Consider the following 20402-nt stretch of genomic DNA (forward strand, 5'->3'; position numbering starts at 1 on the left):
CTATTTGAGGCCCTTTTTACTTGTTATACCACCATTAAGAATGGCTCTTGATTAAATGATTTCAAAAGAGCACAATTTAGAAAAAGCAGTTGGAGATACAGTAATGGAATTAGAAGATATTCGTCGGGATTATAGCCTTGGTGGTCTACGTAGAGCGGATTTACCACAGGAACCGATTGAGCTGTTTGAGTTATGGTTAAAACAAGCTGTTGAAGCTAAATTGACAGATCCAACTGCGATGACAGTCGCTACGGTTGACAAGAATGGACAGCCTTTTCAACGTATTGTGTTATTAAAACATTTTGATAAGACAGGCTTTGTGTTCTACACCAATCTTGCTTCTAGAAAGGCGCAGCATTTAGAAGATCATAGTAAAATTTCATTGCATTTCCCGTGGCATCCTCTTGAGCGTCAAGTTCACATAACAGGAACAGCCGAAAAGCTTTCGGCATTGGAGAATATGAAGTATTTCACTTCACGACCAAAAGAAAGTCAGATTGCAGCTTGGGCAAGTAAACAAAGCAGTAGATTGACAACACGCTCTGCATTAGAAGGAAAATTTCTTGAGTTGAAACAAAAATTTGCGAAAGGAGAAATTCCGGTACCAAAATTTTGGGGCGGTTTTAGAATTAAAATCGATTCTATTGAGTTTTGGCAAGGTGGTGATAGCCGTTTGCACGATCGTTTTTTATACAGTAAAGATCAAGATGAATGGGTGATTGACCGATTAGCGCCATGATCTTGACGTAATTGTGGTTTGATCTTAATTATTTCATAAAAATACCGATGATCTATGATCATCGGTATTTTTTATCTCTCTTTTAACCATTCAGTGTTAAGTTTTTCTGTATCACCTAAATAATCTAGTAGCCACTGAATTGCGATGGATTGATTGTTTTTATTCCATGCTAAACAGCAAGGGCTTGGATCTATATTATTTTCGATTTTTTTACTAATTATATGCCCAGAAGATAATAATCGCTTCGCTTTATGGCTCGGCATAACACCAACACCTAGACCATCAATAAAGCACTGTTCAGCACTGTGCCAATTAGGAACAATTAATCGACGTTGATTATCTAACTGCCAAGTTGTTCGTTTTGGTAATATACGAGAAGTATCTTCTAGGCATATTACAGGGTATTTCATTAATTCAGAATCGGGGATTGCACCGTCATAGTTTGCGAGTGGGTGAGTTGTACTCATAACAAAGTCCCATGAAAGCTCCCCCATTGGACGATAAGAGAAGTTACCACCGATAGGTATCGTTGCCGTTGCTCCAATACCAATATCCGCTCTGCCTGTCATTAAGGCGTCCCATACGCCATTAAATACCTCCATTGTCAATTGAAGCTCTATATCTGGGAAGGTTGCATAAAAATCACGAACCAGTTGGTTTACGCTATTTTCACGAACGACGTTATCTAGTGCCACAGAGACACTTTGTTGCCAACCATTAGCGACTCGTTGTGTACTTAAACGTATATCTTCCATCTCTTTAAGCAGTTTTCTTGCTTGTTCTACAAAATATTCACCGGCAGCAGTTAATTCTACTTTACGATGCAAACGAGTAAAAAGAGACACGGTTAAGCGGTCTTCAACAGACTTAATTGTATAGCTAATTGCACTCGGTACTTTGTGCAATTCTTCAGCAGCGTGACTAAAACTGCCAAGACGTGCTACAGACTCAATAGTGATTAATTCGTGATAAGAAAACATAAAAAACCTGATGGTGAATTATTCACATCAAAAATATTGATGCAAAGTGCAAATATTATCGTTTCACAAGAGTAGCAACTAGCAAATAGAATGCAAATCATTCTAGAAATATGTTCATCTTTGGAGAAAGAACATGGATAAGCAAAAACAATCTATTCCTTATATCTGGCTTGCTGGCCTAAGTATGTTGGGCTTTTTAGCTACAGATATGTATTTACCAGCATTCGATATCATTCGTGGTGATCTGGCAACAACAGAAAGCATGATAGGTCTAACGTTAAGTATTTTCTTGTTTGGTATGGCCATTGGTCAACTTTTTTATGGGCGTTTGACTCAAAAATTAGGCACGAAAAAATCATTAATCATTGGTCTAAGCATTTTTGCAATAAGCAGTTTAGTTGCTTCATTTTCAACCAGTGTCGAAATGCTATTAGTTGCTCGTTTCTTCCAAGCGTTAGGTGCTTGCAGTGCAAACGTTATCTGGCAAGCGATGGTGATTCAACGTTATGATGCAAAAACATCTCAACGTATTTTCGCAACGATTATGCCGCTAGTTGCCCTCTCTCCTGCACTGGCTCCTTTACTTGGTGCGGCAATTGAAAAGTTCTATGGCTGGTCGATGATTTTTGTAACATTAACGGTTATTGGTGTTGGTCTAGCGGCAAGAACGTTTGCTGATAAAGAGCCAGCGCAAGCTGCAAATTCGAATGTAAAAACCATTACTTTTCGTGATGTTATTAAGTCAAAAAAATTCACAGGTAACATGCTGATTTACGCTGCAAGCTCTGCTATTTTCTTTGCGTGGTTAACTGGCTCACCTTTTGTCATGACGCAAATGGGTTATTCAGGCGCAGATATTGGTTTGAGCTACATTCCACAAACAATAGCATTCATTGTTGGTGGTTACGGCTGTCGTTGGGCGCTAGAGCGTTTTGAAAGCCAAAAAGTACTTCCTTGGATTTTGAAACTATCTGTTGCAAGTGTAGTTACAGTATTTTTAATCTCGTGGAGAATGGACGTTTCATCAATCATTCCAATGCTAATTCCTTTCTGTTTCTTAGCAGCAGCGAATGGTGCGGTGTATCCGATTGTTGTAAATAACGCATTAATGGATTTTAAAGAAGGCAGCGCAGTTGCTTCAGGTCTATTAAACTTTTTACAAATGCTATTTTGTGTAGCTGCAAGTGCAATGGTATCAAGCATTAGCTATTTAGGTCCTATCTCAATGGGTAGTATTATGCTGCTACAATTGGTGTTCTTATTCATTGGTGCTGTATTGATATTTAAATCAAATAAAGAAGAAAAAATGGTATTAGCTGAGTAGTAATACTCTTTAAATAACATCATAAAAAATAGCATTGAGCGTAACCGCCAATGCTATTTTTTGTCTTTTTAAAGGTGATATTGGATTGGTTTAGTCATGATTTTTTCTTGGTCATGACAGGTTCAATATCTATGTCATAACCAGAGTAGGATATTTTACTTGGGCTATATTCTCTTTTTGTGACTAAATGTTCAGTGTTAAATTGGACATCTACTCTTGGAAATATTTTATTAGTAACAAATACATGATTATCTTTTAAATTTGCATTAAAGATGATCTGTTCTTTGGCTAATTTTGATTTTATAACCTGCAAATCTTGAGTTGATTTTTCTTTTGAGCGCAATATCTTCTCTGCTAATTCTGGAGACTGTCGTTCAATATTTATTTGTGCAATTTTTACAACTTGAGCGCTTACATCATCTAGATGTTTTTGGAGTGAATGCAGGTTTTCTTTTTGCTCATTAAAATTATGAAAAGCATGAACCTTAGTATAAGCCCCTCCTTCAATGCCTAAATTGGCCGTTTTAATCGAGCCATTAGCGGTAAGACTGCCTCCACTGATGGTGCCATTTCTCTCTGTTTTATCTAGAACATAAATAGAGCCTAATGATTCCACTAAACAATGGTTCGCATGAAGAGTAATATGAATGTCGTTATGAGCCATTAAATATGCATTTTGAGCAAGTTTACTGGTTATAGACCCTTCTGCTTTGAGTACGCAAGTTAAGTTATCATCATCGTGTACAGGGCGACCTATAATGCCATTCATTACGGTAATATCATGTTTTGCCGTTACCTCAGCATTTTCAATAAAACCGCCTACGGTAATAGAACCTGTTGCGGTCACTTTCATTCCTGATTCAATATCTTCTTGTACAAAAATACTGCCTTCAAATGAAACGTGTCCAGTCGTTGCATTAACACTTTTTAGTGTTAGCAAATTATCGATACCAACGCCTGCTTTGTGAATCAGTGGTGTACCATCAATATCAGAAATGAGTAATTCAGGATTATTTGGAGAAAGAGAGGAGCCAGAGTAAAGTTGGAATGGGGAATCATTTCCTGGTGTGGCAATTACTATTTTGCCTGTAATCGTTTTACCATTAACTCCTTGTGTTGCAGGGATACGTTTCATTAATGGCGTATTTTTCTTAACACTAATAACTTCCCCTAAATTTCGCATATCCACATGACCATCGTCGGTTTCTTGTGGTTGTAGAATACGTTCTTTTACATTAGGAACTAACGCTTCAAATAGTGTGTCTTGCCCTGGTATAGCTTCTCGACCAATAGCAATGACTTTAGAATAGGTTTCACCAGAAGCAAGATCTTTGCTTTTTAATAATAAGGTTTTAAGGCTTTCTTTCTGTATGCCTTTTAATATTCTATTTTCTGTTAATGCTGTAATAATGGCAGGACCGCGTAGAGGTTGCCCGCCATAAGCACCAGTTACCGTCATAGAGGCTTTCATTTCATCGTCTTGAATGTGGATAGATAATTGAGCATTTAGGCGTTGTGCTATCACAGTATCATCAATAGAACTAAGGCTGCCTTTATTAATTGCAACGATAATTTCTTCTACTTTATTTTCAAAAAGATAAAATTGATCAGCACCAATTGAGTGTAATGCTTGATGAAAATGCATTACCTCAATAGATTGGTTTAATGTTGTATTTTCAGGAACAATAAAACGTATAACAGATTTATTATCTGAAAATACCAAAAAGTGATCGATCATATTCTCTCCCAATAGGTGCTGAATTCTCAGCATTAAGAAAGAACATTATCACTTATAGCGTATGGGGTTTACGAAATATGTAAATAAGTGCCAACACGCTCACATTTTATAAATTATCCATTTAATTTTCCGACTAATTCGAGTACTTCAAAAAATGGTTGAGATTCAAATTTCGCGTATCCTTGCATTTTATTTGCTTTAATTTTTGTCGTTAAAGGTGTTGGTATTCCACATAAAAAACGAGCAAAAACAGCATTGGCAAGAGGTTCTTTACTGCCATTTTGTAATTCTTGGCACCAATTTTTTACTTGTTCGTCATCTGCCACAAAGACAAAATTATTTCTTGGTAAATGAGCGCCTTCAGAACGACAAGCTGAACAATGGCCGCATTGTACTGGTGCGTTAAAATCAGCAAAGTAATTCGCTAAGGAATGGCTTAAACATGTCTTTGTTTCAAAGAAATCGAGCATGGCATGAATACGATTAATTTCACTTTCTTCTTTATTTTTGAACAGCTGATGTTGTTCTTGAGAAAGTACGTGAGTGCTCTCTACTTTATTTAATACTTGGTAAACTTCAGTCATTAACTTACTTTCAAGCTCTATCCAACCTTGTTCGTGAAAGTAATCTAATGCTGCAATGACACGCTTACGTTCAGCTTGGTAACCAATCCAAAGCGCATCAAAATCCACTGTGTGCCATGTTCTTGATTTTGGAGAACACTGAAAAACTGTGGATACAAAATACTGGCGTTCAGTTTGGAATTTACCAATAATATCATTCACTGGAATTAAGGTTTTAAATCGATAATCTGCATAATAACTGTATTTTGCTTGGATTATTTTCTTGAGTTCCAAATAAACTAACAGTGTTTTTAATGGGAGTTGGCGAACATTACTGTCTTTAGATAAGCGTAGTAATTGGGTTTCCCATGTATCAGAAGATTTATAGATATCATCCAGTACATATTGAATCGCTTCTTTATCGGGTGTATCTCCATAAACAAAGTTTTCTAGAACATTCAGTCCAGAAGTATTGGCAAGCACGGTACAAAAAGATGGGTTACCATCTCGACCCGCACGTCCAATTTCTTGTGAATAGTTTTCAATTGATTTAGGTAAATCAAAGTGAATAACTTGACGAATATCCGATTTATCGACACCCATTCCAAATGCTATGGTGGCGACAATACAGTTAAGTTCACCATGCATGAATTTATGTTGAATGTCTTCCCTGATATCGTGTTTCAGACCTGCATGATAGGCTTTGGCTTGAATGCCATTGCTTTGAAGCCATTGAGCCACATTCTCAGCTGTTTGTTGTAGCGTGACATAAACGATACTTGGTTGGTTTGGTCTTTGTTGTAATGTGGCAAATAAAGCAGAACGTTTTTGCTCTTCTTCCACAGGAATAATTGAAATATCTAAATTAGGGCGATAAAAACCAGTAATGACAATATCGTCTTTATCTATTTTGAATTTTTTACTCATATCTTCAATAACTGCAGGCGTTGCCGTTGCCGTTAATAACAAGACGTTTGGGATATTTAATGCTTCTCTGTCTTGAGGTAGTTTAAGATAATCGGGTCTAAAATTGTGGCCCCACTCAGAGATACAGTGTGCTTCATCGACGACCAATAATGAAATATTGATTTGAGCGATAAACTGACGAAAACGCTCGTTCTTTAAGCGCTCTACTGAGATCATCAAAATTTTAATTTCGCCATTTCGTACCCCTTGCAGTATCGCTTGAGTCTCTTCTCTAGTTTGAGTTGAATCAATTGATGCGGCGGCAATGCCTTTGCTTTTTAAAAATGAAATTTGATCTTTCATCAAAGCAAGTAAGGGTGAAATAACCAACGTTAGATTGGGTAATAAAAGTGCAGGCAATTGGTAGCATAATGACTTTCCTGAGCCTGTCGGAAAGATAGCAGCAGACGAATGACCATTGAGTACTTTTTCAATAACGTGTTGCTGGCCACCTCTTAGAGAGTCAAAACCAAATACGTCTTTTAATGTCTGCTGGTATGTCATTAGTAATCTACCTTCTTTCTCATGCTTTTAGTTTGGCCGCGTTGTGTTTTATTATCCACACGTTTACGTTGAGAACTGCGAGTGGGTTTGGTTTCTCGGCGTGCTTTTTGAGTTTCAGCCGCTGATATGATTAAGGTTTTTAAGCGTTCAAGTGCGTCGTCACGGTTTTTTTCTTGCGTTCTAAATTGCTGTGCCTTAATAACGATAATCCCTTCTTTGGTAATACGACTGTCTTTCATTTTCAATAGTCGTTCTTTATAGAAAGGGGGGAGGCTTGAGTTATTGATATCAAAGCGCAAATGAATCGCACTTGAGACTTTATTGACATTTTGACCACCAGCACCTTGTGCTCTAATCGCGGTGAGTTCAATTTCCCAACTGGCCAACTGAACGTAATTTGAAATGGTTAACATGTAATAAACCTATGATCGTTCTTCTATTAGGGGGTATACTACCAGGTAGCGTCGATACGCACCATTTTCAATACAAAGGTAATTTCATGAGTGTAAAAGAAGAACTGCAAAAAATTCATAACCGTTTAGATCGTTGTAAGCATCGTTTAGACGCTGCACAAAAGCGTGACGATCAACCTGTCGTTAAACAGTTTTTGCATGAAATCCAAACGCTAGAAAAGAAAGTAGCAAAATTAAATGGTAAAAAGCAATTTGAAACAGGGAACAAAGGAACTGAAGTTCGTAACCTTGAATTCAAACGTGCGATTACTAAAGCTGAGCAAGCTGACATGGGCAAACTGAAGAAATCAGTACGTGGTCTAGTTGTTGTTCATCCAATGACTGCTTTAGGCAAAGAACTTGGTCTTAAAGAAATGACAGGTTTTGCTCCTCAAGCATTCTAATTAATACGTTTATTTTTTGATAAAAAAGCATCTAATGTCAGTGCACATTTGATGCTTTTTTTATGCATCAAAGAGTATTATTTCACGTAGTTTTATCGACGTTATTTAAAGTAATTATGCTGAAGATAAGCTATTATATCCGCCATTATTTATTACCATTGAGTTCACATGTCTCATTCTCATTTTTCAAAAAATCAATCGGCATCTAAGAATAATAACGAAGCTCCGATTAAAAAATCATTGCACCCGCGTAACAAGCATAATGCAAATTATGATTTTCCAGCACTGATTGCAACTTGTCCTGAACTGAAAGCATTTGTTGAAATGAATCAATATGGTAATGAGTCAATTAACTTTTCAGATCCAATGGCAGTAAAAGCGTTAAACAAAGCCTTATTAGCGCATTTTTACAATGTGCCATTTTGGGATATTCCAGAAGGCTATTTATGCCCACCAATTCCAGGCCGTGCAGATTACATTCATAACATTGCAGATTTACTTGCGATCACGAATGATGGTGAGATCCCAACAGGAAAAAATGTTCGCGGTTTAGACATTGGCATTGGTGCTAACTGTGTTTACCCAATCATTGGGCACCGTGAATATAAGTGGAATTTTGTTGGTTCTGATATCGACCCACAAGCAATCAAGATGGCGTCGTTTATTGCGAATAATAACCCAAGCCTGCATAAAGGCATTGAGTGTCGTGTACAAAAAAATGATGAAAATATCTTCAGAGGTATTATTAAACCTCAAGATGAGTTCGCATTTACTATGTGTAATCCTCCGTTTCATGCATCAGAAGCAGAAGCGACAGCAGGTTCAGAGCGTAAACAACAAAACCTAGCAACGAATAAATCGAAGAAAGGCCACGCTTATAATGAATTAAAAGGCGTTAAAAAACTAAACTTTGGCGGACAAAAAGCAGAGCTTTGGTGTGAAGGCGGTGAATTAGCATTCATTACTCAAATGGCAAAAGAAAGCTGTGAATTTGCACTGCAAGTACAGTGGTTCACAACATTAATTTCTAAGAAAGAAAACGTTGATGCGCTTTATCAAGAATTAGCAAGATTGGGTGTTAAAACTATCAAAACAGTAGATATGGCTCAAGGCCAAAAAATCAGTCGTTTTGTAGCGTGGACATTCCAAGCGAATGTAAATTTGTAAGCTTTTAGAATTAGACGAAATTTATTATATATCAATAAGTTAGTTGTGAACTGTTTCTAAATTTGACTCAACGTAAATTACAGACACATTCAGTAACAATCTCTCTAATTTTAATCGAATAATTTCAATCATTTAACTGTCAGAATACCTGTAATTCGACAGTTAAATGGTTATTTTATGAAATCAAAAACACTTCTTGCTTCTTTAGTTAGCGCTGCCTTATTGGTTGGTTGCAGTGACGAAGCTACCAATAAAAATGCACCTCAAGCCCCTTTAGTTGCTGCTCATACCGTTGAGTCCGTTCAATATCAACAAGGCAAAACCTATATTGGTCGTATCGAAGCAATGGAAGATGCCTCTATTGTTGCTCACGTTTCTGGCTACATTCAGTCTCGTTCGTTCAAAGAAGGCCAAATGGTCAATAAGGGCGATGTTTTATTTCAAATAGATCCTTCTTCTTTCCAAGCCCAAGTTGCTAACGCTAAAGCCGGAATTACTCAAGCTAATGCAGCATTAAAGAAAGCACAGCTTGATTTTAAACGTGGTAAAAATCTGCTACCAAAAGGTAATATTAGCCAAGCTGAATTTGATGGCTTAACGGCTCAACTACTCAGTGGTGAAGCACAAGTTGAATCGGCTAAAGCACAATTAAACCTTGCTGAAGTTAACCTTTCATATACGACTATCGTTGCGCCATTCTCTGGCCGTATCAGCGACAGTAAAGTCAGTATTGGTGATTTAGTTTCCTCTGCTTCTGGTCCATTAACTACCTTAGTTAGTTTAGACCCAATTCAAACTCGTTTTACTATTAGTGAGCGTGAGCGTTTATTGATGGGTATTGATCAAGTTAAAGGCGATGGTGCTGGAGCATCTAATCAAGTGGAAGTGGTACTTAATCTTGAAAATGATCAAGAGTATAAGCACCTAGGTAAGATTGATTACATTGGTAACCGTATTGATCAAACTACGGGTACATTAACACTTAGAGCCTTGGTAGATAATCCTGATTATACGCTTTTACCTGGCCAGCATATCAATGTAAATCTACGTGAAAAAACACCCACTGAAGTTGTTGTGACACCAAGACGAGCAGTACAGAGTGATTTAGAAGGCAGTTTTGTCATGGTATTAACAGAAGGAAATATTGTTGAAAGACGCAATGTTACGCTCGGTAAACAATTACCAGAAGGCGTGATTATTAACTCGGGTTTAGAAGCAAATGAACAAGTGTTAGTGAAAGGATTACAACGTGTAAGAAACGGAGTTCAGGTTCGTCTAGAGAACACGGGGTCTTAATATGTTAAGTCGATTTTTTATACAGCGTCCTAAATTTGCTCTGGTTATTTCTATCATACTCACTCTTGCCGGAGCTATCGCACTCGCTATTCTTCCTGTGGCGGAATACCCAAAAATAAGTCCGCCTTCAGTAAGCGTAAATGCTTACTACACAGGAGCAAGTGCAGAGGTGGTAGAGCAAGCCATTGCCGACCCGATAGAAACCTCGGTCAACGGCGTTGAAAACATGATTTATATGTCTTCTAAAAGTGCCAATGACGGATCGTACTCTCTGAACGTGACCTTTGATGTGGGTACTGACCCAGATATGGCTCAGGTTAACGTTCAGAACCGCGTGGCGCAGATAGAATCTAAACTGCCACAAGAAGTTCGAATGGTTGGCGTGACAGTTAAGAAGCGTTCGCCTGACTTGTTAATGGTGCTGAACTTCTATTCTCCTGATGGAAAATACGATGATCAGTTTTTGGTTAACTATGTAAATTTGAACATTAAAGATCAATTAGCACGTGTTACTGGAATAAGTGAAGTTGGGGTTATTGGTGGTGGTGAATACGCAATGCGTGTTTGGCTAGATCCTGACAAAATGACCAACTTAGGATTAACCACCTCTGATGTTCATGCTTCATTGGCGGAACAAAACGTACAAGTTGCTGCGGGTAAAATTGGTGCTGCACCTTATGCAAGCGCGCAAGATGTGCAGTTTAACTTGGTGACAAAAGGACGTTTAGAGTCGGTTGAAGAGTTTGAAAATGTGGTACTTCGTGCCAATAACGACGGTTCATCAGTTTATCTAAAAGACATTGCACGTGTAGAGTTAGGTAAAAAATTCTACGATGGTAATGGTCAATTTAGAGGTCAAGATGCGTCTATCGTAACGCTTTCTCTGCAATCGGATGCAAACGCATTGGAAAGTGGTAAAGCGGTGATGGAGATGCTAGATAAACTCAGCGTAACCTTCCCTGAAGGAATGTCGTATGAAACCAGTTATGACACCACCTTGTTTGTTGCAGAATCAATTAAAGGGGTTATTAAAACGCTAATTGAAGCGATTTTATTAGTAATAGCGGTAACGTATCTGTTCTTAGGCAGCGCACGTGCAACCTTAATTCCTGTCGTCGCAATCCCAGTCTCGTTAATTGGTACGTTTGCTGTGATGCTAATGACGGGATTCACGATCAATACCGTGACGTTATTTGGTTTGATCCTAGCGATTGGTATCGTGGTGGATGATGCTATTTTGGTTATCGAAAACGTCGATACCATCATGAAGCGTGACCCTTCGTTAAGCCCTAGAAAAGCCACCTTAATGGCAATGAAAGAAGTTACAGGACCGATTGTTACTTCTACATTGGTACTGCTTGCGGTGTTTATTCCTGTCGCTATGCTTCCTGGTATTACAGGTATTATGTATCGTCAGTTCGCATTAACCATCTGTATTGCTGTTGTTATTTCATCAATTAATGCGTTAACGCTTTCTCCTGCATTATGTTCTTTGGTGCTGAAACAGGGCGGAGATAATACGGCTCGTTGGTTTAAAGCGTTCAACCGTGGTTTGGATAATGTAACTAATAAATACGGTGAAATTGCAGGCTTCTTTGTTCGAAAAACAATGATCCTGATGATGTTCTTTGCTGTGGCTCTTGGCTCGGTAACTTACCTTGCAAAAAATACCTCTACTGCCTTTGTTCCTCAAGAAGATAAAGGGATCTTATTGGTTAACGTGCAGTTACCAGATTCAGCATCTCTATCTCGTACTGAAGAAGTGTCTGCAAAATTACTAGAGATTGTAGAGCAAGAGCAAGGCGTTGATGGTGTTACCGTTGCAAATGGCTATGCATTCTTAACTGGTGCTGCTGCATCAAATGGTGCGTCTTTGTTTGTGAAATTAAAACCGTGGGATGCACGTAATGATATGGAAGGGGATAACTCTTCATTTGCTATTACAAATCGTATCAACGGCCGTGCAGCAATGGAACTACCAGAAGCGGTGATCTTTGCAATGGGTGCGCCAGCGGTTCCGGGGATGGGAGCAGCTTCTGGTTTTGAATTTGTCTTAGAAGATACGTTAGGTCGTAATCGTACCGATTTAGCTAACGTAATGAATGAGATGATCCAGACTGCTAATCAGCAGCCTGAAATCCAATATACTTTCAGTACATTCCGTGCCAACGTTCCGCATTACTATGTGGATATTGATCGTGAAAAAGCAAAGCAATTAGGGGTTTCATTAGGTTCTATCTTCCAAACGCTGCAAGGTAATTTGGGGTCAATGTACGTCAATGATTTTACCATGTTTGGTAAGAATTTCCGCGTAACCATGCAAGCGGACAGTGAGTACCGCAGCAGTATGGATGATTTGGATAAATTCCATGTTCGTGCAAGCTCTGGTCAAATGGTGCCACTAAGTACACTGGTTACTTATGACACGGTATTTGAACCTGATGTAGCGTGGCGTTATAACATGTACCGTTCAGCCGTTATTCAAGGCCAACCTGCAGAAGGGTATTCAAGTGGTGATGCAATTGCTGCGATGGAGCGTGTTGCCGCTGAGGTGCTTCCTCACGGTTACCAATATGAGTGGACAGGCATGGCTTACCAAGAAGTAAAAGCGGGTAACCAAGCGATTTATGCGTTCGCCTTAGCGCTGATCTTTATCTATTTGTTTATGGTGGCACAATACGAGAGTTGGAGTATTCCTCTGGCGATTATTCTTGTGGTTCCGGTTGCAACATTAGGCTCTTTTGTGGCTTTGAATTTAGCCGGAATGCCATTGAATCTATACGCTCAAATTGGTCTGGTTCTGTTAATTGCATTAGCTGCTAAAAATGCCATCTTGATTGTTGAGTTTGCTAAGAACGAACGAGAAGAGAAAGAGACTGATTTAGATAGTGCGTCAGTAAATGGTGGGCGTCTACGATTCAGAGCGGTGAACATGACGTCATGGTCATTTATCCTAGGCATTTTTCCTCTGGTATTTGCATCAGGTGCAGGTTATATCAGTCAGAACTCATTAGGAGTGTCACTGATTGGCGGCTTACTGTGCGTGCTACTGGTAGGTACGTTACTTATCCCTGGCTTCTATGCCATGGTACAGAGTCGTCGTGAGAAACTCCATGGCGGCAGCACTAAGCTAGTTTCAATTGATGATGAGTAAATCATTGTCTTAATTAATAGTTATCAAAGGAGCCTTCGTGGCTCCTTTTTGTTTTGGTGCTTCTTGATATTAAGATCTCATTTTGAATGCGATCCGTTCGAAGCAAAGAATACGAAGGTATATACTCGACCTTTCTCATATGACTCCACGCATTTAATTTTCTTTTCTCAGAGTACCCATTAATGTCAAAACACAACGTAAAATTTATTGCTGCCGATATGGATGGCACACTGCTTAATGAACATAGTCAATTAGATCCAAGTTTCTTCGAGATCTATCAACAACTGGAAGATAATAACATCATGTTTGCCGCAGCTTCTGGGCGTCAATATTACAGTTTATTAGAAACCTTCAAGCCAGTGAAAGACCGCATGATGTTTATTGCGGAGAATGGCACGCTAGTAATGCATCAAGGTAAAGAATTATACAGTTGCTCGATGGACACACCGTCGATAATTAACATCATTCAAACAGCACGTTCAATCGAAGGTACGCAGATTGTACTTTGCGGGAAAAACTCAGCCTACATCGAAACTCAAGATCCAAAAGCCTTAGCTGAGTTTTCAAAATACTACCAACGTTGCCAGTATGTAGAAGATCTTCTTGCGGTTGACGATGAGTTTATCAAAGTTGCAATTTGTCATTTTGATGGAACAGAAGAGTTTGTTTTCCCATCTTTTGATGCTAATTTTGGTAGCAGTCATCAAGTAGTAGTCAGTGCTAAGATCTGGCTAGATGTTATGAATGCAGAAGCATCGAAAGGTGCGGCAATTAAGCATCTACAAAATACGCTTGGTTTTAGTTTTGAAGAGACAATGAGTTTTGGTGATTATTTAAATGATTTAGAAATGCTGCAAGAGAGTTACTACTCTTACGCAATGGAAAACGCACATCAAAAAGTGAAAGAGACAGCCCGTTTTATGGCTCCAAGTAATAAAGATGCGGGTGTTTTTAGTGTTATCCGCTCTTATCTTGAAGTATAGATTTACACTTCCAAATAAATAATAAAATATTGTAATGGAGGAGTTTGACTTACGCTTCCTGGATATAAATATATCTAATTTCGATTTGCGCAGTGTTGATTATTAATTAGGTCTAACTGTTTAAATTTGGCGTATTTCTACAATATTACCAGTGTGATTATTCGTATTATTATCGGAAATCACACAGAGGTAACGAAAAATGACAACAATATTTAAAGCCGTATTTATTTTTATTGCACCAGAAACGAATGCAAACTCTAACTCTTCATGGGTGATAACCCCTGAAGTTCATGTTAAAACTCTAGCGGTATCCAGTTACCAAGAAGCATGTGATTCTATAGATGGGCTTGAAAAAGAAGGCATTAAAGCAATTGAATTATGTGGTGGCTTTGGTCATCAAGGAGTCGCTGAAATATCTAAAGTAGTTGCCGGACGTATTCCAATTGGTGTTGTTCGTTTTGATCATCATCCTTGTTTAGATAATGTTAGTGGTGATACGTTATTTATATCTAAATAATAATTGTTCATATTATCATTTATTGTAATGATAATATGAGCTACCATCATTATCATTTCGTATGAATATAATTTGGCTGCTACTATTTTGCATATAAATCGTATTAAACCCAATCAACAACTTTCACCTTTTATTGCGCATTATTGGCTATGGAAAAGTACACATCATCCTTATGTTCCCGATATTCTTCCAGGGACGGGAGCTGAGTTATTAATTAACACTGGTGGTCCATTGGTTATTTCACAACCATTTCATCATTTATTATTAACTGGGCAAAGCGTACTTATTTGTCCACGAAGAACGACGTTTAAATTTAAAAAGATAGGAGAAAGCCAACTTATTTCTATTAGATTTCGTTCTAGTGGTTGCTATTCTATTTTTGGTATTCCTATGGATGAACTATCTGATCAAATAATCGATATGTATCAATTTTTACCAGAAGAATTAATAGAACGCATTATTATTAAGTCTAATTACGCTGAAAAAATACACTTACTTGAATCATGGCTAATGGGAAGAGTTAACCCTAGGATTTTAACTTCGTCTGCGATTACATGGGCTATTGATAGAACTTACTATCAAAATAACTATCGAGGGATCAATGAATTACAGCTAGAGGTAAATATGAGTAAACGAACTTTTCAACGTAAATTCAAATTGTATACAGGAGTTGATGCCAAGTATTTTGAACGTACAGCACGATTTCAATCAACGTTACGTATGCAGTTGAATAATGCAGATAATAATTATGTGGATATTGCCTTAGATAATGGTTATTACGATCAGTCTCATTTTATTAAGGAGTTTCGATACTTTACAGGAACATCACCTAAAAAGTATCTCACAAAAGAAAATTTTATGCTGAATCACTACAATAAATGATAGCTAGCAGTCGTTATTATTTATTTCACTGGGAATACTCCTCTCTATATTTAATTGAAAATATACATTTACTTGGATTTTTATTAAGAATATGAATTTTATTAAAACACTCGTTATTTTAAGCCCACTATTTATAGCTACATTTTCTCAAGCTAACGAGATGCGAAAATTTTATGCTGGTATTGGTGTTGGGTCTACGACACTAAATGATTACGATGATTTGTTTAATACATTATCAGTTGATGAAGACGGAAATACATTTAAATTTATTGCTGGCTATCAGTTTAATCGAATTGTAGCTCTTGAAGCGCAATATACTAAATATGGTGATATAAATGTTACTACGCCTTTATTTGGAGGGGGAAATACATACAGTTGGTCTCCTGAGTCACTCTCTATTGCAGCAAATGTGGGTTATACATTTAATAATGGTTTACGACCTTTTGGCATTGCGGGGTTATCGAGCATTGATATTAATGAATCTAAAAAAGCATTAAATGATGAAAAGTACATCGGGTTTCATTATGGATTTGGGGTTGAATACACGCCCCAGAGGTTAAATTCTCTAAGCTTAAGGGTTGGTTATGAGGCTGATTTGTTCTTTGCAGATGAAGAGGTTACTTACCTTTACTCTGATATCACTATATCTGAAGATCACTTTCTTAATTTAAGTACACTCTATATAAGTGCTGCATATCGATTCTAATTAGTCATAAAACCCTAACAATGCGTTAGGGCTTTTTTGAGATTATTGGATTTAATTCATCAGAGTCATCGGGTAGAATCAAGAAGACGTCGTTTATTGTTAATCTTAGAGAAGAACTTGATTTAACATATGGTTCGTATACAATTCATGTATATTTTATTTATGAGTCGTGTGTAATATGGGTATTGTGAAAATATCAGATGAGCTTCATGAAGAGTTAAGAAAAGCAAGCTCTGTAATGTCGCGTTCTATTAATTCTCAAGCTGAATTTTGGATAAAAATGGGGATGTTAGCTGAGCTTCATCCCCAATTATCTTTTAATCAGATTGTTGCTAATCTTTTGAAATCAGCAGAAGTATCAGCTTCTAAGACTATCGTTACGAAAGAGGATAGTTATGTCCAATAGCATAACTATTAAGACGAAAGAAGAGATTGAGTTAATGCGTAACTCTGGTCGATTATTAGCAAAAGTATTTAAAATGCTAGACTTTTATATGAAACCAGGTCTTTCAACAATGGATATTAATAATCAAGTTGAAGATTTTATTGTAAATGAATTGGAAGCTCGTCCTGCTTGCAAGGGACAGTATGATTATCAATATGTATTAAATTCATCTATTAATGAAGTTGTTTGTCATGGTGTACCCAAAGTAAAAGAGATACTCAAAAGTACAGATATTATTAACTTAGATATTACTTTAGAGAAAGATGGGTTTATAACTGATTCTAGTAAAATGTTTATTATGCCAGATGCTTCACCTCTAGCAAAACAACTTGCTAAGATAACTTATGAAGCTATGTGGGCTGGTATTAGGCAGGTAAAGCCGGGTGCTAGGCTTGGTGATATTGGATATGCAATTCAACGTTATGCTGAGTTTAATGGTTATAGTATCGTAAAAGAATATTGCGGTCATGGCATTGGTCGAGAGATGCATGAAGGGCCACAAATCCTTCATTATGGTTCTCCAAATCGTGGTTTAATACTTGAAGAGGGGATGACCTTTACTATTGAGCCAATGATTAATCAGGGAGCTGCAAAAGTTAAAACTAAAAAAGATGGTTGGACTGTAGTTACGAGAGATAAGAAACTTTCGGCTCAATCTGAGCACACAATATTAGTCACTAACTCTGGTTATGAAATTCTTACATTGCGAGAAGAAGAGACATTACTTTAAGAGTAATTTGTTCTTTTTGTCACCACTTTATTAATATGTTGAAAGCATATTATTTGATATTAAAAGCCCTAACAATGCGTTAGGGCTTTTTTGTTTTTCTAGTGCATTAAAACAATTAAGCGAGAGTTAATTCACCATCATTTTTTCTATATGGAAGAGAATCATCATAAAATTTTTCTTTTACGATTTTAGTTCCTGCTGTTCCATTGAGAGCGTCTAGCGCTAAGTGAAGATCAGTAATGATACCAATAGAAATATCTACATTTTCAACATAGTTGATCATGGCATCAATTTTAGGTTGCATAGACCCTTTATCAAAGGGATAGCCTTTTAGTTCTTCAGTTGTCGCTATGTCTAATTTAACTTGGTTTGGTTTTCCGTAATGAAAAAAGACACCATCGCCATCAGTTAAAATTAAGAAGTAGTCAGCAGATATTTGCTGAGAGAGCAATGAGGCCGTTGAATCTTTATCGATCACACAATCAATATTTGTAGTAATACTGTGTTTGTCTGTACAAATAGGAATACCACCACCGCCACAACAAATTACGATATGATCGTGTTGTAAAGCTAATGAAATTAATTCACTTTCACGGATGTTTTTTGGAGCAGGAGAAGCAACAACACGCCTAAAATAATCACCATCTTGACGGATAGACCAACCAAATTCGGCAGCAAGAGTATTTGCTTCTGTTTCTGAATAGACTTGGCCGATGAATTTCATTGGCTCACTGAATGCAGGGTCTGCATTATCTACATCGACATGGGTAAGAATTGTTGTTACGTTATAATCAACAAGATTACGTAATTCTTGTGCAATCATAGTGGCGATCATTCCTTGAGATTCAGCCACTAAACAACTAAGAGGGTAAGATGGAACTGCGTCAAAAGCATCGTTTTGTTGGCTTAATAAACCAACTTGTGGACCATTTCCATGAACAATAGCAATACGGTAATCTTTACTTAGTTTAGCAATCGATTTTGCCGCAACCTTTACGTTTTCAAGTTGGTTTTCATAAGAAAGCACCTGACCACGACGCAATAGTGCATTGCCGCCTAGGGCAATAACAATTGTTGGTTTCATTGTTGTACGACTCATTTTAAATTTTCTCAATGCCACATCAGTGCTGTTATCACCAAATAGAGATTCATTTTTCTCTGTATTTAGCCAGCGTCTATTTATCACAAATCTACCGTGTTCAGCATCACCTTATTTAGAAAGTAAGGGCTGCGAAGACATAGACTGGACATTGAGCGGGGATTCTATACTGGAAATATCAGCAACGCACCGTATTTATTTTATAAATAGAGAATATATGTAAGTAGGTGTTTCTCGGTTGGATAGGTTATATATGGTAGTTTACTAGTATATTGAGCTATAGTAAGTAGATATACAGATAAATCTTCTTTTCTTTTTTGCTAGGCGTAAACAAGAGCCATAAGTTGAATATAGAGAATGTTAACTCATGGCGTTAATCTTGTGTTTGTTGTTCAAAATTAATATTTAGTGGTTTTACGAATTTAGCTTCATCTTGATAGCGATTTCGAGTGTCCCATAAATCAACCGCATGTTGGATATTAAGCCAAAACTCAGGCGTGTTACCCAGTGCTGCAGCCAGTTTTATCGCAATTGGTGCAGTTAAGATCCCACCGTTGATTAAATTACTCACTGTATTTCGGTGAACCCCCATTGCCTCAGCTAATGTTTTTGATGTGATTTCTAGTGGTTCGAGAAATTCGATTTTCAGCATTTCTCCAACGCTTACTGGGCGACGTTTTGTTTTACGCATACGGCCTACCTTAGTATTTATGAGGGTCTAAATAGGTATCTTTAGCTATACCATCATCCCAGCGAAAAATTAATCGATATTGTTTATTTACTCTGATAGAGCACCATTTGCTTAAGTTACCAGCTAAATGCTCGAAACGATTTCCCGGAGGTATACGTAAATCAAATTCAGAGTGAGCGGCATCTAAGATTTCTAGTTTTCTATATAAAGCGTTTTCAATATTTTTAGGAATTAAACGATGGCGTTTGTCCTGCTCATAAAATTGTTCTAACCATTGTTCTTTAAATTCTAATGACATTTTTATCGCACAATACTATTGTGCGCCTGATAAGTGAAAGATTAGCGCACAATCATGCTGTGCACAAGTTTTGATGTAAATTTAAACAATGAACGAGTGCTCATTGTCTCTAATGGTATTAGATTAGTGGTTTATTTTAAGGAGTGTGTGAAAAGGTACTGGCTTGCGAGTGAGCTAAATTAATCGTGTAACTGTGTTTTCTAAAAGTTGGGTTTGGTGCGAGGGAGTTTAAGGATATAAGGAGTGATGTCGAAAATAAGTGATTGGTTTAGGAAATAAACAAAACGCATTTCAAGGTGGATCTAATGAATTTTAGGAAATAATTTAGCCATTAAATATCTACTAGGTTACCCCCTAATAGTGATAAAATCGCCGTATCAGAATAACCGAGAAACGCTATGTTTATCCATCATGTTAACGATATCGACTGGCTGGTGATTACCGCTTTTGAAGAACTTAAAACGATGTTTATCGAAGAAGCCGGTGTGATCCCCTCTTGCTTTTCTATTGCCAGCGAATTGAGCTTGATTGATCAAGCTAAGCGCACTTATGGGTATTTGCCTACATTTAGTGGCGTAATCACCGATACAGGTATTTTTCAAAGTCAGGATAACGAAGAAGATTTGCTCCCACAGCTTGCTTGCCTAGTTGAGGGGCGCGGTCGAGTATTTATCTATCACGGCGGCTTTGTGGCTTTTGTGGATGACGAGCAAACCTTTATTACCCGAATGGACTGAAAATTATCCAGTAAGTTGAGGGACCTG

General features: G+C 37.5%; 20 protein-coding genes. 13 read left to right on the top strand and 7 right to left on the bottom strand.

What is annotated here, in order from left to right; genetic code table 11:
* Positions 1–103: 103 nt before the first annotated feature.
* The gene (pdxH, locus tag BTO22_RS11125; RefSeq protein WP_105056546.1) at positions 104–739 is read left to right on the top strand and encodes a pyridoxamine 5'-phosphate oxidase; all 636 of its coding nucleotides are present in this window, start codon (positions 104–106) and stop codon (positions 737–739) included.
* A 71-nt stretch (positions 740–810) separates the two neighbouring features.
* Here the strand turns inward: pdxH and punR are convergent, their stop codons facing one another.
* Positions 811–1719 (bottom strand): DNA-binding transcriptional activator PunR, encoded by a 909-nt coding sequence (gene punR, locus BTO22_RS11130; protein WP_105055597.1) that lies wholly within the window; start codon positions 1717–1719, stop codon positions 811–813.
* A 133-nt stretch (positions 1720–1852) separates the two neighbouring features.
* On the opposite strand from punR, the gene punC reads away from it, so the two are divergent.
* On the top strand, positions 1853–3043 hold the full coding sequence (punC, locus tag BTO22_RS11135) for a purine nucleoside transporter PunC (protein ID WP_105055598.1): 1191 nt from the start codon (positions 1853–1855) through the stop codon (positions 3041–3043).
* A gap of 94 nt (positions 3044–3137) precedes the next feature.
* On the opposite strand, the gene BTO22_RS11140 is transcribed toward punC, so the two are convergent.
* From BTO22_RS11140 to arfB, 3 genes are all read right to left on the bottom strand, one after another.
* Complete coding sequence (locus tag BTO22_RS11140) at positions 3138–4781, bottom strand: DUF342 domain-containing protein (protein ID WP_105055599.1); 1644 nt, start codon at positions 4779–4781, stop codon at positions 3138–3140.
* Positions 4782–4894: 113 nt separating this feature from the next.
* Positions 4895–6814 carry a RecQ family ATP-dependent DNA helicase gene (locus BTO22_RS11145; RefSeq protein WP_105055600.1) on the bottom strand — a complete coding sequence of 640 codons (1920 nt, stop codon included), beginning with the start codon at positions 6812–6814 and terminating at the stop codon, positions 4895–4897.
* Positions 6814–7227 carry an alternative ribosome rescue aminoacyl-tRNA hydrolase ArfB gene (gene arfB / locus BTO22_RS11150; protein WP_060993068.1) on the bottom strand — a complete coding sequence of 138 codons (414 nt, stop codon included), beginning with the start codon at positions 7225–7227 and terminating at the stop codon, positions 6814–6816. The genes BTO22_RS11145 and arfB overlap by 1 nt, the downstream gene beginning before the upstream one ends.
* Positions 7228–7313: 86 nt before the next feature.
* On the opposite strand from arfB, the gene BTO22_RS11155 reads away from it, so the two are divergent.
* The 10 genes from BTO22_RS11155 (at position 7314) to map (ending at position 17550) form a co-directional block, all read left to right on the top strand.
* Entirely contained in the window at positions 7314–7670 is a 357-nt protein-coding gene (locus BTO22_RS11155) for a YibL family ribosome-associated protein (RefSeq protein ID WP_060993069.1), read from the top strand.
* Positions 7671–7838: 168 nt separating this feature from the next.
* Complete coding sequence (gene rlmF, locus BTO22_RS11160) at positions 7839–8837, top strand: 23S rRNA (adenine(1618)-N(6))-methyltransferase RlmF (RefSeq protein ID WP_105055601.1); 999 nt, start codon at positions 7839–7841, stop codon at positions 8835–8837.
* A 177-nt stretch (positions 8838–9014) separates the two neighbouring features.
* A complete protein-coding gene (locus tag BTO22_RS11165; protein ID WP_060993071.1) occupies positions 9015–10133 on the top strand; it encodes an efflux RND transporter periplasmic adaptor subunit in 1119 nt (372 codons plus the stop codon).
* A 1-nt stretch (position 10134) separates the two neighbouring features.
* Positions 10135–13287, top strand: coding sequence for an efflux RND transporter permease subunit (locus BTO22_RS11170; protein ID WP_105055602.1), 3153 nt, complete (start codon positions 10135–10137; stop codon positions 13285–13287).
* Positions 13288–13469: 182 nt separating this feature from the next.
* Positions 13470–14270 (top strand): Cof-type HAD-IIB family hydrolase, encoded by an 801-nt coding sequence (locus BTO22_RS11175; RefSeq protein WP_060993073.1) that lies wholly within the window; start codon positions 13470–13472, stop codon positions 14268–14270.
* A gap of 199 nt (positions 14271–14469) precedes the next feature.
* A complete protein-coding gene (locus tag BTO22_RS11180; RefSeq protein WP_105055603.1) occupies positions 14470–14787 on the top strand; it encodes a DUF6506 family protein in 318 nt (105 codons plus the stop codon).
* Positions 14788–14859: 72 nt separating this feature from the next.
* Positions 14860–15669, top strand: coding sequence for a helix-turn-helix domain-containing protein (locus BTO22_RS11185; RefSeq protein ID WP_258132567.1), 810 nt, complete (start codon positions 14860–14862; stop codon positions 15667–15669).
* 91 nt (positions 15670–15760) lie between these two features.
* On the top strand, positions 15761–16375 hold the full coding sequence (locus tag BTO22_RS11190) for a porin family protein (RefSeq protein WP_105055604.1): 615 nt from the start codon (positions 15761–15763) through the stop codon (positions 16373–16375).
* Between the two features lie 178 nt (positions 16376–16553).
* Positions 16554–16781, top strand: a complete 228-nt coding sequence (locus tag BTO22_RS11195) for a ParD-like family protein (RefSeq protein WP_105055605.1) — start codon at positions 16554–16556, stop codon at positions 16779–16781.
* Entirely contained in the window at positions 16771–17550 is a 780-nt protein-coding gene (gene map / locus BTO22_RS11200; RefSeq protein ID WP_105055606.1) for a type I methionyl aminopeptidase, read from the top strand. Before BTO22_RS11195 ends, map begins: the two co-directional genes overlap by 11 nt.
* Before the next feature lie 115 nt (positions 17551–17665).
* Here map and BTO22_RS11205 read toward each other — a convergent pair whose 3' ends face one another.
* The 3 genes from BTO22_RS11205 to BTO22_RS11215 all read right to left on the bottom strand — a co-directional run bounded on the left by BTO22_RS11205 (position 17666) and on the right by BTO22_RS11215 (position 19638).
* Entirely contained in the window at positions 17666–18736 is a 1071-nt protein-coding gene (locus tag BTO22_RS11205) for a carbamate kinase (protein WP_258132568.1), read from the bottom strand.
* A 286-nt stretch (positions 18737–19022) separates the two neighbouring features.
* Positions 19023–19340, bottom strand: a complete 318-nt coding sequence (locus BTO22_RS11210; protein ID WP_105055607.1) for a HigA family addiction module antitoxin — start codon at positions 19338–19340, stop codon at positions 19023–19025.
* Between the two features lie 10 nt (positions 19341–19350).
* Complete coding sequence (locus BTO22_RS11215) at positions 19351–19638, bottom strand: type II toxin-antitoxin system RelE/ParE family toxin (protein ID WP_105055608.1); 288 nt, start codon at positions 19636–19638, stop codon at positions 19351–19353.
* Between the two features lie 398 nt (positions 19639–20036).
* On the opposite strand from BTO22_RS11215, the gene BTO22_RS11220 reads away from it, so the two are divergent.
* A complete protein-coding gene (locus BTO22_RS11220) occupies positions 20037–20375 on the top strand; it encodes a cytosolic protein (protein ID WP_105055609.1) in 339 nt (112 codons plus the stop codon).
* Positions 20376–20402 lie beyond the last annotated feature (27 nt).

The sequence above is a fragment of the Aliivibrio sifiae genome, from assembly GCF_002954705.1.
In the GTDB taxonomy this organism is placed as follows: Bacteria; Pseudomonadota; Gammaproteobacteria; order Enterobacterales; family Vibrionaceae; genus Aliivibrio; species Aliivibrio sifiae_A.

Coding starts and splice junctions, on each gene's coding strand:
- BTO22_RS11180 (WP_105055603.1), top strand. CDS start 14,470: ATGACAACAATATTTAAAGCCGTATTTATTTTTATTGCACCAGAAACG.
- BTO22_RS11195 (WP_105055605.1), top strand. CDS start 16,554: ATGGGTATTGTGAAAATATCAGATGAGCTTCATGAAGAGTTAAGAAAA.
- map (WP_105055606.1), top strand. CDS start 16,771: ATGTCCAATAGCATAACTATTAAGACGAAAGAAGAGATTGAGTTAATG.
- BTO22_RS11170 (WP_105055602.1), top strand. CDS start 10,135: ATGTTAAGTCGATTTTTTATACAGCGTCCTAAATTTGCTCTGGTTATT.
- punR (WP_105055597.1), bottom strand. CDS start 1,719: ATGTTTTCTTATCACGAATTAATCACTATTGAGTCTGTAGCACGTCTT.
- BTO22_RS11155 (WP_060993069.1), top strand. CDS start 7,314: ATGAGTGTAAAAGAAGAACTGCAAAAAATTCATAACCGTTTAGATCGT.
- BTO22_RS11140 (WP_105055599.1), bottom strand. CDS start 4,781: ATGATCGATCACTTTTTGGTATTTTCAGATAATAAATCTGTTATACGT.
- BTO22_RS11210 (WP_105055607.1), bottom strand. CDS start 19,340: ATGCGTAAAACAAAACGTCGCCCAGTAAGCGTTGGAGAAATGCTGAAA.
- BTO22_RS11215 (WP_105055608.1), bottom strand. CDS start 19,638: ATGTCATTAGAATTTAAAGAACAATGGTTAGAACAATTTTATGAGCAG.
- BTO22_RS11220 (WP_105055609.1), top strand. CDS start 20,037: ATGTTTATCCATCATGTTAACGATATCGACTGGCTGGTGATTACCGCT.
- BTO22_RS11165 (WP_060993071.1), top strand. CDS start 9,015: ATGAAATCAAAAACACTTCTTGCTTCTTTAGTTAGCGCTGCCTTATTG.
- BTO22_RS11190 (WP_105055604.1), top strand. CDS start 15,761: ATGAATTTTATTAAAACACTCGTTATTTTAAGCCCACTATTTATAGCT.
- punC (WP_105055598.1), top strand. CDS start 1,853: ATGGATAAGCAAAAACAATCTATTCCTTATATCTGGCTTGCTGGCCTA.
- pdxH (WP_105056546.1), top strand. CDS start 104: ATGGAATTAGAAGATATTCGTCGGGATTATAGCCTTGGTGGTCTACGT.
- BTO22_RS11175 (WP_060993073.1), top strand. CDS start 13,470: ATGTCAAAACACAACGTAAAATTTATTGCTGCCGATATGGATGGCACA.
- rlmF (WP_105055601.1), top strand. CDS start 7,839: ATGTCTCATTCTCATTTTTCAAAAAATCAATCGGCATCTAAGAATAAT.
- arfB (WP_060993068.1), bottom strand. CDS start 7,227: ATGTTAACCATTTCAAATTACGTTCAGTTGGCCAGTTGGGAAATTGAA.
- BTO22_RS11145 (WP_105055600.1), bottom strand. CDS start 6,814: ATGACATACCAGCAGACATTAAAAGACGTATTTGGTTTTGACTCTCTA.